Consider the following 24334-nt stretch of genomic DNA (forward strand, 5'->3'; position numbering starts at 1 on the left):
TTTTAGCGCTGTTTCTGACGATTTTTTCTGAATATCAAAGTTGTTTTTCGCTTTGAGCGAAATTATCTATTGAAATTCAAGACAATAAAAAAGCCTCCAATAAGGAGGCTTTTTTATATTTATGATAAATACTCTTATTCTTTAGGTGACCAGGAAAATCTGCTTTTAGAATCTTCAGCTTGTACGTTTATTACGTGCTCTATTTGAGGAGCGTGTTTTTTAATAGTTAGTTCAACACCATTTCTCAATGTCATCTGGTTAACCGTGCAATCTACGCAAGCGCCCTCAAGCTGAACCTTAACAGTAGTTCCGTCTTCAATTGAAAGAAGTGAGATATTTCCCCCGTCGCTTTGTAAAAAAGGACGTATTTCTTCCAGCGCATTTTCAACTTTTGTTTTGAGTTCGATATCGTTCATCTTCTATTTTTTTATTGCAGAACAACCAGCCATGGTTGTAATCTTGATCGCTTCTGTAGGAGGCAGGTCATCATTACGTCTCACGAGTTCTTCTACGGCATTTCTGGTTATATCTTCAAATGCAGTTTCTAAGGCAGTTGCAGTTTGTAAAGCTGCCGGGCGACCTACATCTCCCGCTTCTCTTATGCCTTGTACTAAAGGCACCTGACCCAATAACCTAACTCCCAGATCTTCTGCCAGATGTTTTGCTCCATCTTTGCCGAAGATATAATATTTATTTTCAGGTAGTTCTTCTGGTGTAAAGTAAGCCATATTCTCAACTATTCCCAAAACAGGAACGTTAATACTTTCCTGCTGAAACATAGCAACGCCTTTTTTCGCATCAGCGAGAGCCACATTTTGAGGTGTACTTACTACCACCGCGCCAGTAACCGGCATTGCCTGCATAATACTCAAATGAATATCACCTGTGCCCGGAGGAAGATCTATTAAAAGAAAATCTAATTCTCCCCATGCAGCATCAAAAATCATTTGATTAAGCGCCTTTGACGCCATAGGTCCACGCCATACAACTGCCTGATCTGGTCTGGTAAAAAAGCCTATAGACAGAATCTTTACACCATAATTTTCTACAGGTTTCATCTTTGCTTTACCGTCTATTTTTACAGATAGTGGTCGCTCATTCTCTACATCAAACATAATGGGTATTGATGGCCCGTAAATATCTGCATCGAGCACTCCCACTTTAAAACCCATTTTTGCCAGTGTAACAGCCATGTTTGCAGTGATTGTAGATTTACCTACACCGCCTTTTCCTGACGCTACAGCTATAATATTTTGAATACCGGGAATAGGATTACCCTTTATTTCATTCTTAGGTTTCTCTGGTGCATCAACGCGAACGTTAACTTTTACCTGAGCCTTTTGATGCACTTCAGCATGAATAGCTTTCATGATCTCAACCTCGATTTTCTTTTTTGCCTGTAAACTGGGGTTGTTTATAGTCACATCTACAATCACCTCATCCCCAAAAGTTACCACATTTGTTACAGCGCCACTTTCTACAAGATTTTTTCCTTCGCCCGGGGCTGATATTGTCTCTAAAGACTTTAATATTTCGTTCTTCTCTAACTTCACGTTACTACTTAATTAGATTGATTCTAAAATGCAAATATAAGGTGAAAACTTAAGAAACGGAAGGCTCAAAATTGAAATGATTGATCTGCAGATTGTTTGTGTTGATTGGGTTTAACGACCCATTTCCTCAAGTGGGTCCCAGAATTTTTCCTTAAAATCAATAACCTCGTTGTTTTTAACTACAAAACCTTCACTCTCGAGCAACTGCTGCATAAGATTAGTCCCTTCAAAATGATGTTTTCCCGTTAAAATACCTTTTCTATTAAGCACCCTATGCGCAGGAACATCTGGCATATTTCCAGATTTATTTAACGCCCACCCCACCATTCTCGCGCTACCTGCAGCGCCCAAATATCTGGCGATCGCACCGTAAGAGGTCGCTCTGCCATAAGGTATCTGGCTTGCTACCTCGTAAACTCTTTTGAAGAAGTCTTTCTCTGCTGCCACGTTTAAGAATAATACATGCGTATAAGTGTAAGTATCACAAGTACCAGCATAAGGCAAGCCATAAAATAGTTGCTGTATTTAGACAGATTTGCAGACCGCTTTTCTATCTTATTAAAACCAATAATATAAAGGTATAAAGCAGAAAATGTACCTAAAGAAGCTGCTAACATAAAGGCTGCAACTGCAAAAAAATGATAGGAAACAGCACCGCCTATATTAAGGGCAGCGCCAATAGTACAAAAATAAGGTATAGGTAAAATATTTAATGCGGAAATAAAAACACCTTTGCCTAAACTGCGCACCCCGGCATGCTTAGGGATGCGGGTAGGTCTTACTTTATGTTTTTTTGCTGAAAGAAAAAAGTAAACGCCTAATAAGATAAAAACCACAACGCCCGTGCGTAAAAGGATATTCTGCACATAAGGATTGTTGAAGATATATTTTGCAAGCATAAGAGCGATTAGGGCTTGTATAAGAGCAATAAACGCAGCTCCCACAGCAACCAGAATTCCGCTTTTTTTACCCTGATTAAGACATGTTTTGGCAACCGTCATATTGACCAGTCCCGGCGGAACAACCCCGGCAAAAGCAGCAACATATGTAATGGCAAAAAGCTTGACGGTCTCTATCAAAACTCTATTTTATCTTAAACTTTATATATGTTATTTTCTTATTCTCCTCAAGGTACTGTTTTTCATAAAATGTCTGTATACCAATAACCTCCTGCGGTGAATAATAATTCTTATAAACGTCATGATGTGCATACAAAACCTCATGACCTTCACCATGCAACAATCCCAGCGTATAACCATGCATAAACTCGCTATCGGTTTTTAGGTGCATAAAGCCTTCTGCATTTAGAATCTTTTTATATTTCTGAAGAAACTCGCTATTGGTCATTCTATGCTTGGTGCGCTGAAATTTTATTTGAGGATCAGGAAAAGTTATCCATATCTCTGAAACCTCACCAGCTGCAAAAACAAGATCTACAAGTTCTATCTGTGTTCTTATAAATGCCACATTAGATAATCCGTCTTCAATTGCTGTTTTTGCTCCTCGCCAGAAGCGAGCACCTTTTATATCTATGCCTATAAAATTCTTATCAGGATTTTGTTTTGCAAGAGCTACTGTATACTCTCCTTTACCGCATCCTAATTCTAAAACTAACGGATTTGAATTTTTAAAGAATTGCTCACTCCATTTACCTTTTAGGTCAAAAGCACCATCAACTAATTCTTCCCGGGTAGGCTGAATTACATTGGCAAAGGTTTCGTTTTCGCGAAAGCGTTTTAATTTGTTCTTACTTCCCAACTGTACTATTCTGTTAAAAAAATATTGCTAAACTCCTGCAAGAGTAAAAAATTTATATGAAAGATGCGGTATGAATAGAGATGCACTTCACGATAATTTTAAATTACAGGGTTAATTATCACCTTTAAATTGCAAATATCTCGTTTTGATACATCAATTTTAATATTTTATTAAAATTAAGGAAACTTTCAAAATTTATTAGTGTTTCATATTTGCATTAATGCAAAAGAATAAGACTATCTTAGTTGCACCTCTTAATTGGGGTCTCGGTCATGCTACACGATGCGTGCCCATAATTCATGCTCTAAAAGCAGAAGGCTTTGATGTCATTATAGGTTCTGATGGCCCTGCGCTTGCTTTATTGATGAAAGAATTTCCTGCAGAGCAAACCATTGTTTTGCCTTCTTACCAAATAGAATATGCCAGAAAAGGCAGTAATTTTAAGTGGAAGATGCTTTTGCGCAGCCCTAAAGTTATGCGTGCTATAAATCAGGAGCGATTTATACTTAAAAACCTGGTCAAGGAGCAAAAAATTGACGGGGTTATCTCAGATAACAGACTTGGGCTTTACCATGATAAAATACCTACTGTTTTCATCACACATCAATTGCAGGTTTTAAGCGGAAATACAACAAAGCTTACCTCTGCTATCCATAGAAGGTACATAAAACGATTTGATGAATGCTGGGTACCAGACTTAGATGGAAAAATTAACCTAAGCGGAAAATTAGGTCACCCGGAACACTTTGAAATCCCCGTCAAATATATAGGGCCTTTATCGCGATTAGAAAAAATAGAAAAACAACAGCGTTATGATGTGATGGTTCTTCTGTCTGGACCAGAACCTCAACGCAGCGATCTGGAAGAGATTCTGCTACACGAATTAAAACATTATCGGGGCCAGGTACTCTTTGTGCGAGGCGTAGTTGAAGAAGAGCAGAAAAGTGAAACAAAAAATCACATTAAGATCTATAATTTTATGAATTCTCAAGATCTTAATACAGCCATTAACAGCAGCGCACTTGTTATAAGCAGATCTGGATATACTACAATTATGGATCTCGTGAAGTTAGGCAAAAAAGCTTTTTTTATACCCACACCAGGACAAACCGAACAGGAGTATCTGGCTAAACGTTTGATGAAAAAAGGACTTATACCTTACAACACGCAGGAAAAATTTAAACTCAAAGATCTAAGTAAGGTAAAAGTCTATAAAGGATTTGAAAGTCTAGCCAATAAGGTCATCGTTAACGAGGGCAGTTTCGGGAAGCTCTTCGGCCTTTTCGAGGGTGAACGAAAACTCAGATCCAACTCCAAAATCACTTTCTACATAAATCTTTTCGTCATGCGCTTCAATAATGTGCTTAACGATAGAGAGACCAAGTCCTGAACCTCCTTCTCTTCTTGAACCACTCTTATCAACGCGATAAAAACGCTCAAATAAACGTGGGATGTGTTCTGAAGAAATTCCCTCACCGTTATCGGTAACTCGTACAATAACCTTATTCTGAATTAGATTTTCTATTGATACTTCTGTGGTGCCATCCTGTTTACCGTACTTTAAGGAGTTTACGATCAAATTTGTAAGCAGCTGCTGTATGCGCTCCCTGTCTGCATTCACGTAAATGGGATCTTTGTAAATGGTATCAAAAGTAAGTGTGATGTTCTTTTTAGCAGCTTTCATCTCAAGCAACTCAAACGTATTTTCTACAAGGCTTACAATATCAAAATACTCATAGCGCAAGTTAAGATCACCCACTTCAAGTTTTGAGATCATGTCCAGATCACTAACCAGATAAATAAGCCGTTCTACCGCTTTTTCTGCTCTCTGGAGATATTTTTTCCTAACACTTTTATCTTTCATCGCTCCGTCTAGAAGCGTAAGTATGTAACCCTGTACTGTAAAAAGAGGAGTTTTTAATTCATGGGCAACATTCCCCATAAATTCTTTTCTATATTCTTCACGTATTTTAAGAGATTCTATCTCCAGCTTTTTGCTGGCAGCAAAGCGCTCTACTTCTTTTGTAAGGGTAGACATATCTGTAGTGATTTGTCCCCGTCTCAAGGTAGTAGAATCTAACAAAGAGACATCATCATAGATCTTTTTTACTCGTTTATAAATGAATCGCTCTACTCGTATTTGTAAAATAGCAAAGCAAAAAACAAAGCAGGAGACCCCTAAAATAACGGGAAAATACCACTTAAAAGCGCCCTGAGAGTACAAAAAAACGCTCAACAAGAGCGTTATAAACAAGGTTATATATAAAGAAGAATATGTTGCAAACCGATAAGATTTCTTAAAACTGGTAGACATTATACTACAAATTTATAACCTACTCCTTTGATGGTTTTAAATTTCTTATCTCCTATTTTTTCTCTTAACTTACGTATATGCACATCTATTGTGCGGCCACCTACAACAACTTCGTTGCCCCACACTTTATCAAGAATATCTTCTCTTTTAAATACCTTTCCGGGTTTTGAAGCAAGCAAAGAAAGTAGTTCAAACTCTTTACGAGGCAGTACCATCTCTTTCTTATCTTTTATGATCTTGTATTCTTCCCTGTTAATAATAAGATCTCCTATCTTAACGGTAGCATCTTTATCTGCATCTTCTTTAAGGCGTCGCAGTAATGCTTTCACCTTACTTACAAGAACTTTGGGTTTTATAGGCTTAGTGATATAATCATCTGCACCGGCATCGTAGCCTGCAACCTGAGAATAATCTTCACCACGGGCAGTAAGAAAAGCGATAATGGTCTCTGCATGATCAGGATTCTTACGTATAATTTCGCAAGCCTCAATCCCATCCATCTCAGGCATCATTACATCCATAATTATGAGATGTGGCTGACTTTTCTTTGCCATTTTTACAGCTTCTTTACCATTCTCTGCGGTAAAAATCTGGTATCCCTCGTTGGTGAGATTATATCCCACTATCTCAAGAATATCTGGTTCGTCATCAACTAAAAGAATCTTGATGTCCTTTTTCTTCATTATAGTGCTAATTTAATCTAGACGTAAATATACTATTTAATTGCACGTTCACATTAGACGGTCTTATTCATAACGTTTAAATAATCTGCCGCTTTAAAAGAGGCAGAGTAATTGATGTGCTTTCAGGCTAATTTTGAATAACTTTGCCCCGTTTTTAGCACCATGAATAACAGCGAAATTTTCAACATAAAAAACGAAAAGCAATTTGAGCAAATCGCACTGCAGGCTTTTGCTCATCAAATTAAATACAATAAGGTGTATGCAGATTTTTGCCGACTTATAAAAACCGACTTAAACACGGTAAAATCGGTTAAAAACATACCTTTTTTACCCATTCAATTCTTTAAATCTCATCATATAATTGCTTCTCAGGAACGCGCAGAAGTTATCTTTACCAGCAGTGGAACTACAGGCAGCCAGACCAGCTCTCATTATGTGACAGATGTCTCTCTTTATGAGCAAAGTTTTCTAGCAGGTTTTAAACACCATTATGGTAATATAGAAGATTACACGGTGCTTGCTTTGCTGCCTTCCTATCTCGAGCGCAGCGGTTCTTCTCTCATTTATATGGTAGATCGGTTGATAAAAGACAGCAAAAAACCAGACAGCGGCTTTTATCTTAAAGACCTTTTCGCTTTAAGCGAAAAACTAAAAAACCTCGATAAATCTGGTGAAAAAGTGCTTCTCATAGGTGTTTCTTTTGCCTTGCTCGATCTGGTTGAGAATTTCAACTTTAACCTGAAAAACACCATCGTAATGGAAACCGGCGGGATGAAGGGTCGCCGCAAAGAATTGGTACGAGAAGAATTGCATGAGATCTTACAAAAAGGTTTTGGCGTAAGCCACATTCATAGTGAATACGGGATGACAGAATTACTCTCTCAGGGCTATTCTACGGGTGGCGGCATTTTCACAACTCCGCCGTGGATGCGCATATTGATTAGAGATACAGAAGATGCTTTAAGTGCGCTGCCTAAAAATAAAACCGGCGGCATAAATGTTATTGATCTGGCAAACATAAATTCATGCCCGTTTATTGCAACTCAGGATCTAGGGAAAGAGATAGACTCTTCTCATTTTGAGGTTTTAGGCAGGTTTGATCAGGCAGATATACGCGGTTGTAATCTTATGGTTTTATAGTGTAAGATTTTTTAATAATATACGACTACCCTATTGAAGATTTTTCATAATGGATTTTGAAATTTTCAAAAATTAATTTGGTTAGTTAGTTTAAAAGACCCGATGTTTAAACGCATCGGGTTTTTATTTTTTAGACCATAGATTTTATGTCTGCGCCCCAACTGGGATACGTAAAAATCATTCCTTTTAAAGTCTCACAATCCAGTTTACCGCACATCGCCATGACAAACATATTGATCGTTTCGGCAGCATCCCAGCTTAACAAATGCGCTCCCAGCACCAGATTTGTTTTTTTGTCGATAAGGGTTTTGTAGGCATAGCAATTTTGGTTCATCCGCTTAGAATTGTACCAATGCGGAACGTTGGCTTCATTGACCTTAAAATCATAGCCTTTTTCACGCGCTTCCTCTTCATTTAATCCTACCGAAGCCAATTGCGGCTGTGTAAAAACCACAGATGGCATAGGCGGGAAATCTATTTCTGTTTTATTTCCATTTAAAATATTCTCTGAAACGATGCGTCCCTCTTGTGAAGAAAGCGGGGTAAGCGGTAAACTTCCGCTGTCAGAAACATCACCGCAAGCATACACATTGGGGTTGGATGTATTTTGCAAATAGCTGTTTACCGAAATTCCTTTTTTCGAAAAAGACACATTTCCCTTTTTCAGATCGAGCATATCGATAGACGGTACGCGACCCGCCGTATTAAAGACCAATTCGGCTTTTACTTCTACCGTTTTGCCGTCCTGCTCTGCGCTTACGCGAAAGTTTTTACGCAGCTTTTCTATTTCATTTACGCGGGCATTCAGGATAAATTTAATGCCAAGCCCTTCTGAATTTTCCTGCAAGTAATTGGCAAGATTTGCATCAAAATTAGAAAGGATCTGTGCTTCGGTATCAATTACCGTAACCTCTACGCCGCAGCGGGCGGCGATATGGGCAAATTCCATCCCAATATAACCCGCACCTATAAAAATCATCGTTTTAGGCAGTTTGGGCAGGTTTAAAAAATCATCGCTATGCAAAGCAAATTCGCGTCCCGTGATTTTTAATTCCAAAGGTTTCATCCCCGTCGCGATCACGATCTTCTTAGCTTTTATCGTTTTTCCTTCTACAGAAAGCGTGTTTTCATCCAGAAATTTAGGCGACTGATGATACATTTTTATTCCGGCTTCTTCCAGATCTCGCTCGGTGGCGAAAGGCACTGCGTCTGTAAATGTTTTTTTAAACTCCATCAAATCCTGCCAGTTGGCTTCTGGTGTATCTATAATGCCTTTACCTTTCAGGTCGCGGCTTCTTTCCAGCACTTCGGTGATTCCCACCAGCACTTTTTTAGGATCGCAACCGCGATTGGCGCAGGTGCCGCCATATTCTCTATTGTCTGCAATGGCGACACTCCAGCCAGCTTTCGCGCAAGCGTAAGCTACTTTTTTACCGGCGGTTCCGGTTCCTATTACAAAAACATCAAATTCTTCGATCGCCATATTACAGTATTATTTTTGCTACACCACCATCTACGCGTAAAGCTGCGCCGTTTGTTGCTGCAGACAACGGACTCGCAACATAAGCTACTAAATTGGCGACTTCCTGTGGCTCGATAAATCGCTGGATGATTGAAGTAGGACGGGCTTCATTAAAGAAATGTTCTTCGGCTTTTGCTTTGCTTGCTGCATCAGAGATATTGGCCATTTCTTTTACGCCTTCAGATAAAGTAGGACCGGGCAATACACTATTTACGGTAACATGGGTGCCTTTGGTCAATTCTGCGATGCCTCGCGAAACCGCTAATTGTGCAGTTTTTGACATTCCGTAATGAATCATTTCTTTAGGAATATTGATCGCACTCTCGCTGCTTATAAAAATAATGCGGCCCCAATCCTGCTCCAGCATATGTGGCAATAATGCCCGCGAAAGTCGCACCCCGCTCATCACGTTTACTTCATAAAAGTGGAGCCAGTCTTCATCAGGAATATCAGCAAAATCTTGTTGTTTAAAAATACCCACATTATTGACAAGAATATCTATGTGGCCTAGTTTTTTGAGCAGGTTTTCTATTTCTTCGGTTTTGCTAAAATCGCAGGTAATTCCGCTGATTTTTGCCTCATTTTCACCGTTTTTTAACTTAGCTAATGCATCATCTACCGAATCCTGACTGCGGCCATTAATAACAACTTCTGCCCCTTCATCTGCTAATGTTTTTGCAATTGCAAATCCTATTCCCTTAGTAGAGCCGGAAACAAAAGCCCGTTTATTTTTGAGTTGGTAGTCCATTTTTTATCGATTTGTAATTTTAGAAATGCATAATGTGCATTTTGTTTAAAATTAGGCAAGGCAACAAGGGCAGAGTGTTAGTAAAATGATAAAACTTATTTAGCTTTCGCGAAAGCAAAACAGAACGTATTATCTTTGCCGCAATGGGTAAGACCGTCATCAATTCGCATTTTGAAACGTCTTTGCAACTGCAAAAACTAGGGGAAGCTATATCCGGTTCCCAAAATCGTATCACGTTAAACGGCCTTGTGGGTTCTTCTTTATCCTTCACGCTGGCCGAAAGTTTTAAACAAACAGGCAAACCTTTTCTCCTTATCCTGAATGATAAGGAAGAAGCCGCCTATTATCTTAATGATCTCGAGCAACTGCTCAAGGAGGAAAACGTGTTGTTTTTCCCAGGGAGTTACCGCAGGCCTTACCAGATTGAAGAGATTGATAACGCCAATATCTTATTGCGGGCAGAAGTGCTAAATCGCATTAATTCGCGTAAGAAACCGGCATTGATTGTCACCTATCCCGATGCACTTTTTGAGCAGGTGGTTACCCGAAAAGAGCTGGAACGCAGTACACTTAAAGTAAAAATAAACGATAAGCTTTCGCTCGATTTTGTAAACGAAATGCTCTTTGAATATAAATTTAAGCGGGTCGATTTTGTGTCAGAACCGGGTGAATTTTCAGTGCGAGGGGGGATTATTGATGTGTTTTCTTTTTCGCATGATGAGCCGTATCGCATCGAGTTTTTTGGCGATGAGGTAGACAGCATCCGCACCTTTGATGTAGAAACCCAACTTTCTACCGGGCCGGTAAAAAAAATATCGGTAATGCCCAATGTAGAAAATAAGCAGCTGGAAGAAACCCGCGAAAGCTTTTTTAAATACATCGCTTCAGAAACGGTGGTTTTCACCAAAAATATCGAGCAACTTTCGGCCCGGGTTGATGCTAATTTCGCGAAAGCGGAAGAGGCTTTTGCCCAACTTTCTAAAGACATTAAGCACATTGCCCCCGAAGAATTGTTTTGCAGCGCCAAAATGATACGCAGGCAATTACTCGATTTTAAGCTGGTTACTATAAATGACAATTTACAAGGGCTTAAACCGGCCAAGGCTAGTAAAGACGCCATTGCCGTTAAGTTTAATACCCGCCCTCAACCTTCTTTTAATAAGCAATTTGATCTTTTGATCAAAGATTTGAATGAAAATCAGGAGGCCGGCTATAAAAATTATATTGCCTGTGTAAGTGAACAGCAGGCCAAACGCTTTCACCAGATTTTTGACGATGCCGAACTGGATGTCAAGCAATATGAAACGGTTACGCTTTCGCTTTATCAGGGGTTTATAGATGACGACTTGAAAATCGCGTGTTATACCGATCACCAAATTTTTGAGCGCTATCACAAGTTCACCCTTAAAAATGGTTATGCCAAGAAACAGGCCATCACCTTAAAGGAATTGACAAGCCTACAGGTAGGCGATTATGTAACGCATATCGATCACGGAATCGGGAAATTTGGCGGACTGCAGAAAATAGATGTAGAAGGTAAAAAACAGGAAGCCATAAAATTGATCTACGGGGAACGGGATGTGCTGTATTTGAGCATTCACTCCCTGCATAAGATCACCAAATATAACGGCAAAGACGGAAAACCGCCACAAATCTTTAAGCTGGGCAGTAACGCCTGGAAAAAACTGAAGCAGAAAACCAAGACCAAAGTCAAGGAAATCGCTTTTAACCTGATCAAGCTTTACGCGAAAAGGAGGTTGCAAAAAGGATATGCTTTTGGTCCGGATAGCCATATGCAACATGAGCTGGAAGCCAGCTTTATCTACGAAGATACGCCAGACCAAAGCAGCGCTACCGAAGCGGTAAAAGCCGATATGGAAAACGAGCGCCCGATGGATCGCTTGGTTTGTGGGGATGTAGGTTTCGGGAAAACCGAAGTCGCTATACGGGCTGCTTTTAAAGCGGTAGACAATGGCAAACAGGTTGCCGTGCTTGTGCCCACGACAATTTTGGCTTTTCAGCACCATAAAACTTTTGAAGAACGACTGAAGGATTTTCCCATCCGGGTTGATTATTTAAACCGTTTTCGCACCGCGAAAGAAAAACGGGAAACCCTGGCCGATCTGGAAGCCGGGAAAGTAGATATCATCATTGGCACACACCAGCTGACCAGTAAAAATGTAAAATTTAAAGACTTGGGGCTGCTGGTAGTAGATGAAGAACAAAAATTTGGCGTTGCCGTAAAAGACAAGTTGAAAACCATTAGCGAGAATGTAGATACACTTACCCTCACCGCTACGCCTATCCCGCGTACGCTGCAATTCAGTTTGATGGCTGCTCGTGATCTGAGTACCATCACCACGCCGCCGCCCAATCGCTATCCTATAGAAACACATGTCATTCGCCTTTCGGAAGAAAGTATACGGGATGCCATTTCGTATGAAATACAACGCGGCGGACAAGTATTTTTCATCCATAACCGTATCGAGAATATTAAGGAAGTCGCCGGAATGATACAACGCCTGGTTCCCGACGCAAAAGTAGGCGTAGGTCACGGGCAAATGGAAGGGAAAAAACTAGAGGACCTGATGTTGCGCTTTATGGACGGAGATTTTGATGTGCTCGTCTCGACCACGATTATAGAAAGCGGACTTGATGTACCCAATGCAAACACGATTTTTATCAATAACGCGAATAATTTCGGACTTTCAGACCTGCACCAGATGCGTGGGCGCGTAGGTAGAAGCAATAAAAAAGCGTTCTGTTACTTTATCACACCGCCCTATTCGGCGATGACCGAAGAGGCGCGCAAACGTATGACCGCACTAGAACAATTTTCTACCTTAGGTAGTGGTTTTAATATTGCGATGAAAGATCTGGAGATTCGGGGAGCAGGAGATCTGCTGGGCGGAGAACAGAGTGGTTTTATCAATGAAATAGGTTTTGATACCTATCAAAAAATACTCAATGAGGCTATTGATGAATTGAAAGAAAATGAGTTTGCCGAGCTGTATGCCGATCAAAATAATGCCGAAGACAAAGAATATGTGAAGGAAACGGTGATCGATACCGATTTCTCCCTACTGTTTCCGGATGATTATATCAACAGTATTACTGAGCGGCTAAACCTCTATACTGAACTCAACAACCTTAAAACCGAAGAAGAACTAGAGGCTTTTGAAACTCGGCTTGTCGATCGCTTTGGCGAATTGCCCACCCAGGCAGTTGATCTGCTCAATTCGGTACGCATTAAATGGATCGCAACGCATTCGGGTATTGAGAAAGTCACCATGAAGAAAGGTAAGCTTCTCGGTTTCTTTATTGCCGACCAGCAGTCTAAATTTTATCAAAGTCCGGGATTTTCTCGCGTGCTACAATTTGTACAAACCCATTCTCATCGGGTCACCTTAAAAGAAAAACAAACCCGAAGCGGCCTGCGCTTATTGCTTAGCGTACCCGGGATAACATCTGTAGATAAAGCCTTAAAAGTTTTAGCCCCTTTGAAAAAAGAGCAAAAAGTCGCTGTAGAGGTCGAAAATCGCTAAATAAGGCTAAAAATCAGGAATTTTCAGTTGTTTATTTTTTCGCTTAAAGCGAAAGAAGTCCTATTTTCAAATAAAAAATTCCATATTTCATCTATATTCTTCAAGTTGTAGAAAAATTCTACACTTTCTATGGGGATTCCACACTTCATCTACACCCCACAACCGATTGCTTACACATTAAAATTAACCTTAACACCTCCTTAACAAAGGACATAGCTTATTTGTTATGGAATTCGTAAAAAATGGTACGGTTATCTCATGCCACTTGAACAAATAACATAGAATATTAAACTAACAAATCCAGATAATTCTCAAAATCAAGCTACCCTATGAAAGCACATATACTCACTTCTGGAAATAGCAAAGAAACCGCTATTTTCGACCTTCAAACAACTCATATACAGACTTATAATTCTCATTTTTTTGACAATTTGGAATAATAACTGCTGCTTCTTTCAACAGCCGATTCATTCACCTATAATCAAATTTTCAAATTTTCTTCAGGATATGAGAGACCTTCCTAGGTTCTATCAAAACTCGAGTGATCATTTAACAAATTGATTCAAAAAAAATTAACATTCGCCTGTTGTGTCAAATAAACTATTTCAAAATTTAATTTTTAAAACGCCTAATTTAAAATTCGGCATACTCCATAATCAAATTTATAAGGGAAATAAGCTATGACGATAACTTCACCCATCACAAAACCGGCACTGTCAGAATACAATCCATCCTCCGCACGCCCTTGGAATGAATACAGAGCCAAACACTTTTATAGAAGACTAGCATGTGGTGCTCCGCAATCAGTAATAAATATAGCCTTACAAAAGGATCCCAAAACTCTCGCTTCGCAGTTTGTAAAAGATGCTATTAATAAACCCAACACTCCTGCACCTAAATGGGCTCATTGGGCTAATAAAGATTTTAATAACTATTGGAATGATAGTAGTACCTACAGATACGATTTAAGAAGAAAAACAATAGAGCATTTTATGAAAGACGGTCTAAAAGGCCGACTTGCTCTTTTCTGGATGAATCATTTTGTAACTGATATTGATACTTATAAACATGCTCCTTATATGTATCAATATTGGAATATTCTTCAAAAACATTCTATAGGAAACTTTGAGGACTTTGTACGAGATATTGGGAAAACACCGGCAATGCTTTATTACCTTGATGGTTTTTATAATACAAAAAATAAACCCAATGAGAATTATGCCCGAGAACTATATGAGCTTTTTACGCTGGGAGCTAATCATGGTTGCACACAATTTGATATAAAAGAAACAGCGAGGGCCTTAACAGGTTATACACATGTTGATTCAATAGGCGCCGACGTTGAGTTTGATCCAAACGATTTTGATAATACTAATAAAAATTTGTTTGGACAAGTCAATAAATGGAACTACGGCAATGTTATTACAATTCTCTTTCAGAAAAAAGGGAGGCATATTGCTAAATTCATAGCTGAGAAATTATATAAATACTTTGTTTGCCCGGAAGTTGACAAAAAAGTAGTTCAGGCCATGGCCGATGTCTTCTTTGAAAGCAACTATGAAATTGCTCCTATGCTCGAGCAGTTATTTCGTAGCGAACATTTCTTCGATGACAGTGTTATAGGTACTATTATTAAGAGTCCGTATGATCTGCTTTGCTCTTTTCTAACGGAGGGTAACTTTAATTACAAGGTCGATCACAATGATAAATCTGTAATGGAAACTTACAATTATATACATTATGTCACTACAGGTTTAGGACAAAGAATTTACAAACCGATAGACCAAAAAGGTTGGCAGCGAGATGAATCTTGGCTAACAGGGAGTTCAATCATATATAGGATGAAAAGCATAGATGACTTGGTCATGAGATTGCGTGCATACCAAAAGAATCAATTATTAGACTTTGTAAAAAACATAACTAATAACAGTAGTGACACGTATTATATAGCTAAAACTTTTCTTGACCATTTTGTAAGTAAACCTTTAAGCCAACAAGATTATAAAACTGCAGAGGTTGTCTTAAGGTGGCAAGTACCTGAAAATTACTACACACGTGGCAAATGGAGTCTTTACTGGAACTCTGCAGAATATCAGGTTCTAATGCTTTTTAAACACTTATTGACAATACCCGAATTCCAACTTAAATAACAAACCTATGTGTAATTCTAATAATAAATCACACCTAAGTAATCATAGCTTCAAAGTAAAACATGACGCCCAACATGAAAAATGGAATAGACGATCTTTTATGCAAATGCTGGGTCTTGCAGGAACAGGGACAATGATGTTGGGTGGTTCTAATTTAACCACCGCATCCCCTTCCCCTCTAGTCGATGCAATAAGTAATAGTGAAAGCGATAAAATACTATTACTTGTACGTTTAAAAGGTGGAAATGATGGTTTAAATACTATAGTACCCTTGTATGATTATGATGTATATGCTAAAAAACGCCCTACAATACGCATAAAAGAAAATAAACTTTATAAGCTATCAGGTGATTTTGGTATGGATTCTTCCCTAAAATCATTCCAGTCTTTATGGGGAGATGGTAAAATGCAGATAGCGCATGGAGTAGGATATGCTGACTATACAATGTCTCATTTTGATGGTTCTGATAATTATTCAACTGGGATGGCAATTAAAGCTAATAGTGGGTTTTTAGGACGCTATTTTGATAAAGAATATCCAGATTATTTGATAAATCAGCCTAAAAACCCACCTGCTATTCAAATAGGTAGTGTTGGTGATTTAATGTTTGAAGGAGTAGACACTAATTTTGCTTTCACCGCCACAGATGCTAACCAACTTCAGAACATAGCCTCAATGGGTGACATGTACGATGTAAAAAACTTACCGAATTCAACTTATGGAAGGAAATTGGGATATGTAAGAGGTCTTATGAATAGCACTATGACCTATGCAAAGGTTATCCACAAGTCTTACTCATCAAGCAGAAATCAAGTTAACTATGGCAATGACAATTTTGCTAAACAATTAGCTATAATCGCCAGAATCATAAAAGGGGGGCTAAAAACCAAGATTTTCTTTGTAACAATAGATGGTTTTGACACCCATGCCAATCAGGTTGACATCCATAAAAAACTTATGACTGACTTATCAAATGGGATGAAAAACTTTTACGATGACCTTAAAATGACTGGAGACGATAAAAAGGTATTGACTCTAACTATTTCGGAATTCGGGAGAAGACCAGAAGAAAATGGCTCCAAAGGCACAGATCATGGAGCAGCTTCTACGTCTATGTTGTTTGGACCAGGTCTTGAAGGCAGTGGTTTTATAGGCAAACACCCAGATCTAAACAAAACCGACGATAAGGGAAATCTAAAATACACTACTAATTTTAGAAATCTTTATTCTGCACTACTAAAAGATTGGTTATGTATAAACCCTTATCTTGTTGATACATTGTTTCCAGAAAGATATGTTCTGGCCACGCCATTAGGCCTCACTTGCAACAGCACAAAATCTTATTCAAACAATAGTGTAAGTAGTAAATCATTAAATTCAACTTCGACAAAAAGTGACACCTTTACAGGAAAAGAAAATAATCTTGCTGTTGAAGATGAATTTGCTTTTGAAAATGGTTTTACTCATACACCTACATATAGAGGGTCAGATACATTTATTGAATTTACCCTTAATAGTACAGCTAGAATAAGAATAGAACTTTATAATTTAGTAGGACAAAAAATATCTACAATTGTAGATGAAGTAACATTTGGCGGCAGCCATAAAATAGATGTCAAAAGTAGAGTAAACTCCCAGACGGGTCCTGGTGAATATATTTATACTATTAAAACTGGAGATAAGCGATATAGTAAAATTTTAATGATAAAATAAAAAGCAGCTTTTTGACTAGTAAAACCTCCTTTTTAAGGGGGTTTTTTAGCTTATTTATAATATATATTTTTCAGAAATGATAGAAAGCGTTTTTAAAGTGGTCAAGACTTTCATGGTTTTTATTTTTTAAAACCGCAATAACATCAAAGCGTGCCTCAACATCAAGATCATGGGAGATTATATACTCATTAGCAGCTTTTACAAGGAGCTTAATTTTAGCTTTGCTTACAAAATCCTGAGGGTCACCAAAAAAATTAGAGTTTCTAGTTTTGACCTCAACAATAACTAATTCATTTGCTTTTCTTGCAATTATATCAACTTCGGCTCTGTCATAAAACCAATTGCGCTCTAAAACTTCATAATCGTTCTTCAATAGATAATTTACAGCATATTCTTCACCCCATTTGCCAAGTTCATTATGATCCATATAAAAACTTCCCTAATTATTGAAAATCAAGCTCAACATTTTGAGGTGTAACTTTGAGCGTAGCCACAGCTCCCAGAATTAAAGTTCTGTTATCCTCGAGATGCCCTGCAGGAAAATCAAAGCAAACTGGATAATCATAACCCTTAACAGCATCAAGTATAATTTCCTGAGCATTTTTGCCGAAAGGAACTGTATTGTCATGCATTTTTGTTAGTCCGCCAACAATAAGTCCTTTTAAATTCTTCAGCATGGGATTCCTTTTTAGATTCACCATCATACGGTCTACATGGTATAAATATTCATCAAGGTCTTCTATAAATAATATTTTACCCTCTGTAGTAATCGCAGAAGAACTACCACATAGTGAATACAAAATTGAAATATTACCCCCAACAACCTCTCCCGTACCTTCACCTAACCTGTTAAGTGGAGATTTATCTATGCTATAATTTATCTTTTTTCCAAAAATCGCGTTGACGAAAGAGTTTTTAGCCGCTTCTGTATTGTTATTCAGATCATAAGGCATTATAGAATGAAGTGTTTGAACTCCCAATTTATGTATATGACTGTGCAGAACGGTAACATCTGAATACCCCATTAACCATTTTGGGTTTTTAACGAATTTATAAAAATCTATATTATCTATAATTCGCACTGTACCATAACCTCCTCTGGCACACCAGACGCCTTTAATAGAAGGATCATTAAACATTCTTTGAAGATCATCCTGACGTTGATAATCACTGCCGGCATATTGATCATCTTCCATGCCAATGGTATGGCCTATAACAGGCTCTAGTTTTAATGCGATTAAAAAATCAATTCCAAATTGAATTTCTGTAAGTTTTATCTTACGAGCCGTACTTAAAATACCGACTTTATCACCCTCTTTTAGGTTGTTTGGCTTAATCATTAACAAAATTTAACATTTCTGGTTAAAAAAAAACTAAAATTCATGATTCCTGTTAAAAGAGAATGCATACCTTGCAAGTCCCTAACAAGTAATAAAATACATTTAAGTAACCCCTAATCTACTTAATTATGTTAAAATTAATTTCAGCGTTCCCTAACGCACCCCTTATGAAAATTTCTACGGATACCTACGCCGCAAAAAACGATGCTCTTCTGCAGTTAGATAATCTTATACCTACAGGTTTATCTCAAAATCAGGACAGCTTTTATCCTCTCATTAGATGGATAAACAAATCAAGTGCTAACCTCAAATTCTGTTTAATTAGTAAAAACTAATTCCCAAAGAAAGGTTCTTGTAAACTGCATTCCTCATTAGTTAGTACTTTAACTACTAATATAAGGCAATTTATAAGTTCTCTTCCCAATTTAATTTTCTTATTAAGATCATTAAGTAACCCCAAATCTACTTAATTATGTCTACAACTACTTATGCAGGTGCTATAGCCCCTATGGTCACCTATTCTCCTACTGCAAGCAATCCTTGGAACGAAGATAAAGTTAAGCACGTGTATCGTCGCTTAGGTTTTGGTGCTTCCAATGCAACAATAAATGTTGCACTTTATAAGAACCCAAATCAGTTAATCCATGAATTAATTGATGAGGCTATTCATATGCCAAATCCAAGTGTTCCAGAGTGGAGTCATTGGGCCAATAAAGATTTTGATGACTATCATAGTGACAATTCTCTTTGCAAATATGAAATCAGAAGAGATACTATTGAAACTACCTTAAAAAAAGGGCTTAAAGGAAGACTATCTCTTTTCTGGATGAACCATTTTGTAACAGATGTAGACACTTACGAGCATGCTCCTTACATGTTTCAATACTGGAATTTGCTCCAAACCCATGCAATAGGAAATTTTAGAACTTTTGTGGAGGAAATAGGTTTATCACCAGCCATGTTAATTTTTCTAAACGGGTTCGAAAATACAAAAAATAAACCCAATGAAAATTATGCTCGTGAATTGCTTGAGCTTTTCACATTAGGTGTAAATAATGGTTATACACAATATGATATAACCGAAATAGCTAAAGCATTAACTGGCTATACGCGCAGGGATACTGCGGGTGGTGAGATCATGTTTGACCCCAATACTTTTGATAATTCTCACAAAACAATTTTTGGTCAAACTAATAATTGGAATTATAAGAATGTAATTACAATCCTTTTTCAAAAGAAAGGGAGGTTAATTTCTAAATATATTGCAGAGAAATTATACAAATATTTTGTTTCTCCTGATGTTGACAAACAGGTTGTTCAAGCTATGGCAGATGTTTTCTTCGATAATGATTATGAAATTGCTCCTATGCTTCAATTACTTTTTAGAAGTGAACATTTCTTTGAGGAAAAAGTTCAAGGCACAATAATTAAAAGCCCTTATGATTTAATATGTGGCTTTTTAAATGAGATCTCTCTTGATTATAAAATAGATCAAAATGACAGATCAATAGGAGACATGTATAATTTCATTCATCATATTACTACCCAATTAGGACAAAGAATTTTTAAACCTACGGATGTGTCGGGTTGGCAGCGGAATGAATCATGGATAAATGGAAGTACAATAGGTTTTAGATGGCAAACATTAGATACTTCTGTTCTAAAAATACGAGAATTTAGACAAGGACAATTAGTAGATTTTGCAAAAAATCTAACTAATAATAGTAGTGACCCAAAATACATTTCAAGGACACTCGTCGATTATTTTATAAGCAAACCATTAACAACAGAATCAGATTATGACATCGCTGAAACTGTATTAAAATGGCAAGTTCCAGCTAATTATTATGAGCAGGGAAAATGGAGTTTAGACTGGAACAACGCAGAGCTTCAAATACTCTATTTACTACGCCATCTTTTCACAATACCCGAATTTCAACTTAAATAAAACTATTATGTGCAACAATCACTCACATTTCAACAATCGCAAGCTTGAGGTAGAACATACTCAGGAGCACGATAAATGGAACAGACGTACATTTTTACAAATGCTTGGTCTTGCAGGTACAGGAACAATGATGCTAGGTGGCTCAAACCTAACTGCTGCTAACGCTTCTCCACTAAATATGGCTTTGGCAGACAGCGATAGCGATAAAATTTTACTACTTATAAGGCTTAAAGGTGGTAACGATGGTCTCAACACCATTGTGCCTTTATACGATTATGATATTTACGCACAAAAAAGACCTACTCTGCGCATTCCTGAGAATAAACTATACAAACTTTCTAATGATTTTGGTATAGATACATCTCTTAACTCTTTTAAGTCGCTTTGGGGCGATGGCAAAATGAAAATTGCTCATGGAGTAGGATATAATGAGTACAATATGTCTCACTTTAGCGGTGCAGATATATGGGCAACCGGAGATAACGATCTTTCTGATGAAATAGGCGTTTTCGGTAAATATTTCCAAAATAAATATCCAGATTATCTGGTTACTCCGCCTAAAGATCCTGCTGCAATACAAATAGGCAGTGTGGGTAATTTAATCTTTAATGGTGAAGATACAAACTATGCTTTTACTGTTTCAGATCCCAAACAGTTAGAAAGTATCGCTACAACAGGAAGTCTACACGACACACAAAATCTTCCCGGGACTACTTATGGCAAGCAACTAGGTTTTATGCGCGGACTCATAAACAGTACGATGACTTATGCTAAAGTTATCAATGAAGCGCATGAAGCAAGTACAAATGCGGTAGAATACGGTACAGATAATTTTGCCAAACAACTTTCTATTCTGGCACGAATGATAAAAGGTGGTATTGGCACAAAAATATTCTTAGTTACTATGGACGGTTTTGATACGCACGCAGATCAAACTAATCGTCATAAATCATTGATGCAGGAACTATCTGACGGTGTGAAAAATTTCTACGATGATCTGGAAGCGTCTGGCGATGACAAACGTGTATTAGCAATGACCTTCTCAGAATTTGGTAGACGTATAGAAGAAAACGGATCAAAAGGGACAGACCATGGTGCTGCTTCGTCTACCATGATATTTGGCCCTGGCTTAGAAGGCAATGGTTTTATAAGTGAGCATCCAGATCTTAATGATATTGACGAATTAGGCAACTTAAAATATAATTTAGATTTTAGGTCACTATATTCTACAGTTTTAAAAGACTGGTTAAGTATAGATAGTAATCTTGTAGATGGTCTTTTCCCTGCTGGCCCTTATGAAACACAATCTTTAGGTTTCAGTACAAACTCACTTTCTACTACCGATTTTTCATCGTATACAGACGATTTTTCACACGTGCCTACATATAGTGGTCGTGATACATTTATAGAGTATAATCTTAACGCTGCTGCGAAAGTTAGTATTCAACTATACAATATGGTGGGTCAGCACATTGGCACTATCGCTAATAACCTTAATTATGAAGGACGTCATAAAGTGAGTATAAAAGAGAATATTAAATCTACCGTAATGCCGGGTGAATATCTGTACACCATACAAACTGGTGGTAAGAGATACAGTAAACTGGTTATGATCAACTAGTCTTAAATTAGTTATTTCTAAAATTGAAAGCCCTCTACTACAGAGGGCTTTTTTAGCTTAATATTTAATTAGCTAAACCTTACCTTTGCGCTTTATTTTTAAAGCGATGAGTCAACCCAAAAGATATACAATTACCGCGGCCTTGCCGTATACAAACGGTCCCATACATATAGGTCATCTGGCCGGAGTTTATGTTCCTGCAGATATTTATGCCCGCTTCTTACGCCTTAACGGAAAAGATGTCGCTTACATTTGTGGTAGCGATGAGCATGGAGTTGCTATAAGTATTAAAGCTAAAAAAGAAGGAATCACACCGCAGGAAGTGGTAGACAAATATCACGGCATCATCAAAAATTCCTTTGCAGATTTTGGGATTTCCTTTGATAATTATTCACGCACTTCGGCGAAAGTGCACCATGATACAGCTTCAGAATTTTTCACTAAATTATACAATGACGGGGCTTTTATTGAAGAAACCTCAGAACAACTATACGACGCTGAAGCAGATCAATATCTTGCAGATAGATTTGTAATTGGTACCTGCCCAAAATGCGGTCACGAAGAAGCTTATGGTGATCAATGTGAAAACTGCGGTACTTCCCTAAATGCAACCGATTTAATCAACCCAAAATCGACTATTTCTGGTGCAAAACCGGTCTTAAAGGAGACAAAACACTGGTTTTTACCGCTAGATCGCTACGAGGATTTTCTTAAAGATTGGATCTTAAAATCGCATAAAAAAGACTGGAAATCTAATGTATATGGTCAGTGCAAATCCTGGATTGACGACGGTCTGCGCCCACGTGCGGTAACCCGAGATCTTGATTGGGGAATTCCGGTTCCTGTGCCGGGCGCAGAAGGAAAAGTGCTTTATGTATGGTTTGATGCGCCTATAGGTTATATTTCTTCAACCAAAGAATGGGCTCAGCGAGAAGGCAAAAACTGGGAAGAGTATTGGAAGGATGAAGACACCAAACTGGTGCATTTTATCGGTAAGGACAATATCGTTTTTCATTGCATCATTTTCCCAAGCATGCTAAAAGCAGAAGGCAGCTATATTTTACCTGATAACGTGCCGGCTAATGAATTTTTAAATCTTGAAGGGCGCAAACTTTCTACCTCAAAAAACTGGGCGGTATGGTTGCATGAATATCTGGAAGATTTCCCCGGTCAGCAGGACGTTCTACGTTATGTTTTAACCGCAAATGCTCCTGAAACTAAGGATAACGATTTTACCTGGAAGGATTTTCAGGCTCGTAATAATAATGAGTTAGTAGCCATTTTTGGTAATTTTATTAACCGCGTGGTGGTGCTGACCAATAAATATTATGAGGGTGCTGTTCCACAACCGGGAGCATTCAATGAAGAAGATGAGAGAACCTTGGCCGAATTAAAAGCTTATCCATCAGTAATTGCTAGTTCTATAGAACGGTATCGCTTTCGCGAAAGCCAAAACGAATTGATGAATGTCGCGCGTTTGGGTAATAAATATCTTGCTGATGCAGAGCCCTGGAAAACCGTAAAAACGGACCAAGAACGCACAAAAACCGTAATGTATATCGCATTGCAAGTCGCAGCTGCTTTATCTGTTTTAAGTGAGCCTTTCCTACCGCATACGGCTCTAACATTGAGAAAAATGCTTAATCTGGATGTAAATTCCAGCGATGCTCAAAATGATGCAGTCCAAAATGTTTGGGAAAATTTCTCTGAAAAGACAGATTTACTGCCCGCTGGTCACACTATTGGCAAAGGCGAATTGCTGTTCAGTAAAATAGAAGATGATCAAATACAAAAACAACTCGATAAACTAGAACAAACCAAAGTGGTAAACGAAGCCGAAAACCGTAAAGCAGAACCTCAAAAAGATACTATAGAATTTGATGATTTTACTAAACTCGATATGCGAGTAGGTACAATCCTTGAAGCCGAAAAAATGGCCAAAACTAAAAAATTGATGGTGCTTAAAGTCGATACCGGTATCGATGTGCGCACTATAGTTTCTGGTATCGCAGAAAGTTTTACTGCAGAAGAGATTATTGGGAAAAAAGTTACTGTTCTCGTTAACCTGGCTCCTCGCCCATTACGCGGTGTAGAAAGTCAGGGCATGATCTTAATGACCGAAGATGATCAAGGCAAACTTGCCTTTGTAAATCCTGATGCTGCCGGGGTGATTAATGGTGCACAGATTAGTTAACTCATTAATTTATATACTCCCCTCCTTTTTAAGGAGGGGAAATTCAAGCTTGCTTGAATGGGGGTGGTTATTCATAAAAACCCTTCCGCTTTCATAAATGAAAG

General features: G+C 38.1%; 19 protein-coding genes and 1 pseudogene. 9 read left to right on the forward strand and 11 right to left on the reverse strand.

Annotated features, from left to right (window positions below; translation table 11 throughout):
- Window positions 1-134: 134 nt before the first annotated feature.
- The 5 genes from ACH3O9_RS05945 to trmB all read right to left on the reverse strand — a co-directional run bounded on the left by ACH3O9_RS05945 (window position 135) and on the right by trmB (window position 3311).
- Complete coding sequence (locus ACH3O9_RS05945; protein ID WP_416445255.1) at window positions 135-416, reverse strand: NifU family protein; 282 nt, start codon at window positions 414-416, stop codon at window positions 135-137.
- 3 nt (window positions 417-419) lie between these two features.
- Window positions 420-1553, reverse strand: coding sequence for a P-loop NTPase (locus ACH3O9_RS05950; protein WP_416445257.1), 1134 nt, complete (start codon window positions 1551-1553; stop codon window positions 420-422).
- 111 nt (window positions 1554-1664) lie between these two features.
- Window positions 1665-2000: an MGMT family protein gene (locus ACH3O9_RS05955; RefSeq protein ID WP_416445259.1), complete on the reverse strand. Its 336-nt coding sequence runs from the start codon at window positions 1998-2000 to the stop codon at window positions 1665-1667.
- Between the two features lie 2 nt (window positions 2001-2002).
- On the reverse strand, window positions 2003-2632 hold the full coding sequence (locus ACH3O9_RS05960) for a LysE family translocator (protein WP_416445261.1): 630 nt from the start codon (window positions 2630-2632) through the stop codon (window positions 2003-2005).
- Between the two features lie 4 nt (window positions 2633-2636).
- Window positions 2637-3311 (reverse strand): tRNA (guanosine(46)-N7)-methyltransferase TrmB, encoded by a 675-nt coding sequence (gene trmB, locus ACH3O9_RS05965; RefSeq protein ID WP_416445263.1) that lies wholly within the window; start codon window positions 3309-3311, stop codon window positions 2637-2639.
- 820 nt (window positions 3312-4131) lie between these two features.
- Here trmB and ACH3O9_RS05970 point away from each other — a divergent pair.
- A pseudogene (locus ACH3O9_RS05970) lies at window positions 4132-4500 on the forward strand (glycosyltransferase); the annotation flags it as partial.
- A 39-nt stretch (window positions 4501-4539) separates the two neighbouring features.
- Here ACH3O9_RS05970 and ACH3O9_RS05975 read toward each other — a convergent pair.
- Entirely contained in the window at window positions 4540-5625 is a 1086-nt protein-coding gene (locus tag ACH3O9_RS05975; RefSeq protein ID WP_416445265.1) for a sensor histidine kinase, read from the reverse strand.
- Window positions 5625-6308, reverse strand: coding sequence for a response regulator transcription factor (locus ACH3O9_RS05980; RefSeq protein WP_416445267.1), 684 nt, complete (start codon window positions 6306-6308; stop codon window positions 5625-5627). Before ACH3O9_RS05980 ends, ACH3O9_RS05975 begins: the two co-directional genes overlap by 1 nt.
- 162 nt (window positions 6309-6470) lie before the next feature.
- Here ACH3O9_RS05980 and ACH3O9_RS05985 point away from each other — a divergent pair, with 162 nt between their 5' ends.
- Window positions 6471-7448 (forward strand): acyl transferase, encoded by a 978-nt coding sequence (locus ACH3O9_RS05985; protein WP_416445269.1) that lies wholly within the window; start codon window positions 6471-6473, stop codon window positions 7446-7448.
- Between the two features lie 130 nt (window positions 7449-7578).
- Here the strand turns inward: ACH3O9_RS05985 and ACH3O9_RS05990 are convergent, their stop codons facing one another.
- Both ACH3O9_RS05990 and ACH3O9_RS05995 read right to left on the reverse strand, forming a co-directional pair.
- Complete coding sequence (locus ACH3O9_RS05990; RefSeq protein ID WP_416445271.1) at window positions 7579-8931, reverse strand: dihydrolipoyl dehydrogenase family protein; 1353 nt, start codon at window positions 8929-8931, stop codon at window positions 7579-7581.
- 1 nt (window position 8932) lies between these two features.
- Entirely contained in the window at window positions 8933-9718 is a 786-nt protein-coding gene (locus ACH3O9_RS05995) for an SDR family NAD(P)-dependent oxidoreductase (protein WP_416445273.1), read from the reverse strand.
- 143 nt (window positions 9719-9861) lie between these two features.
- Between ACH3O9_RS05995 and mfd the strand changes: the two genes are divergently transcribed.
- The 3 genes from mfd to ACH3O9_RS06010 all read left to right on the forward strand — a co-directional run bounded on the left by mfd (window position 9862) and on the right by ACH3O9_RS06010 (window position 17127).
- Window positions 9862-13263 carry a transcription-repair coupling factor gene (gene mfd / locus ACH3O9_RS06000; protein ID WP_416445275.1) on the forward strand — a complete coding sequence of 1134 codons (3402 nt, stop codon included), beginning with the start codon at window positions 9862-9864 and terminating at the stop codon, window positions 13261-13263.
- A gap of 680 nt (window positions 13264-13943) precedes the next feature.
- Window positions 13944-15413, forward strand: a complete 1470-nt coding sequence (locus ACH3O9_RS06005; protein WP_416445277.1) for a DUF1800 domain-containing protein — start codon at window positions 13944-13946, stop codon at window positions 15411-15413.
- Between the two features lie 7 nt (window positions 15414-15420).
- Window positions 15421-17127, forward strand: a complete 1707-nt coding sequence (locus ACH3O9_RS06010; RefSeq protein ID WP_416445279.1) for a DUF1501 domain-containing protein — start codon at window positions 15421-15423, stop codon at window positions 17125-17127.
- Window positions 17128-17197: 70 nt separating this feature from the next.
- Here the strand turns inward: ACH3O9_RS06010 and ACH3O9_RS06015 are convergent, their stop codons facing one another.
- Window positions 17198-17554, reverse strand: coding sequence for a YraN family protein (locus tag ACH3O9_RS06015; protein WP_416445281.1), 357 nt, complete (start codon window positions 17552-17554; stop codon window positions 17198-17200).
- Between the two features lie 16 nt (window positions 17555-17570).
- On the reverse strand, window positions 17571-18467 hold the full coding sequence (locus ACH3O9_RS06020; protein ID WP_416445283.1) for a S66 peptidase family protein: 897 nt from the start codon (window positions 18465-18467) through the stop codon (window positions 17571-17573).
- A gap of 167 nt (window positions 18468-18634) precedes the next feature.
- Here ACH3O9_RS06020 and ACH3O9_RS06025 point away from each other — a divergent pair, with 167 nt between their 5' ends.
- The 4 genes from ACH3O9_RS06025 (at window position 18635) to metG (ending at window position 24230) form a co-directional block, all read left to right on the forward strand.
- The gene (locus tag ACH3O9_RS06025) at window positions 18635-18802 is read left to right on the forward strand and encodes a hypothetical protein (RefSeq protein ID WP_416445285.1); all 168 of its coding nucleotides are present in this window, start codon (window positions 18635-18637) and stop codon (window positions 18800-18802) included.
- Between the two features lie 137 nt (window positions 18803-18939).
- Complete coding sequence (locus ACH3O9_RS06030; protein ID WP_416445287.1) at window positions 18940-20415, forward strand: DUF1800 domain-containing protein; 1476 nt, start codon at window positions 18940-18942, stop codon at window positions 20413-20415.
- A 7-nt stretch (window positions 20416-20422) separates the two neighbouring features.
- A complete protein-coding gene (locus tag ACH3O9_RS06035) occupies window positions 20423-22036 on the forward strand; it encodes a DUF1501 domain-containing protein (RefSeq protein ID WP_416445289.1) in 1614 nt (537 codons plus the stop codon).
- Between the two features lie 106 nt (window positions 22037-22142).
- Window positions 22143-24230: a methionine--tRNA ligase gene (gene metG, locus ACH3O9_RS06040; RefSeq protein ID WP_416445291.1), complete on the forward strand. Its 2088-nt coding sequence runs from the start codon at window positions 22143-22145 to the stop codon at window positions 24228-24230.
- Window positions 24231-24334: the final 104 nt, after the last annotated feature.

Source organism: Leeuwenhoekiella sp. A16 (genome assembly GCF_047946675.1).
Classification (GTDB): domain Bacteria; phylum Bacteroidota; class Bacteroidia; order Flavobacteriales; family Flavobacteriaceae; genus Leeuwenhoekiella.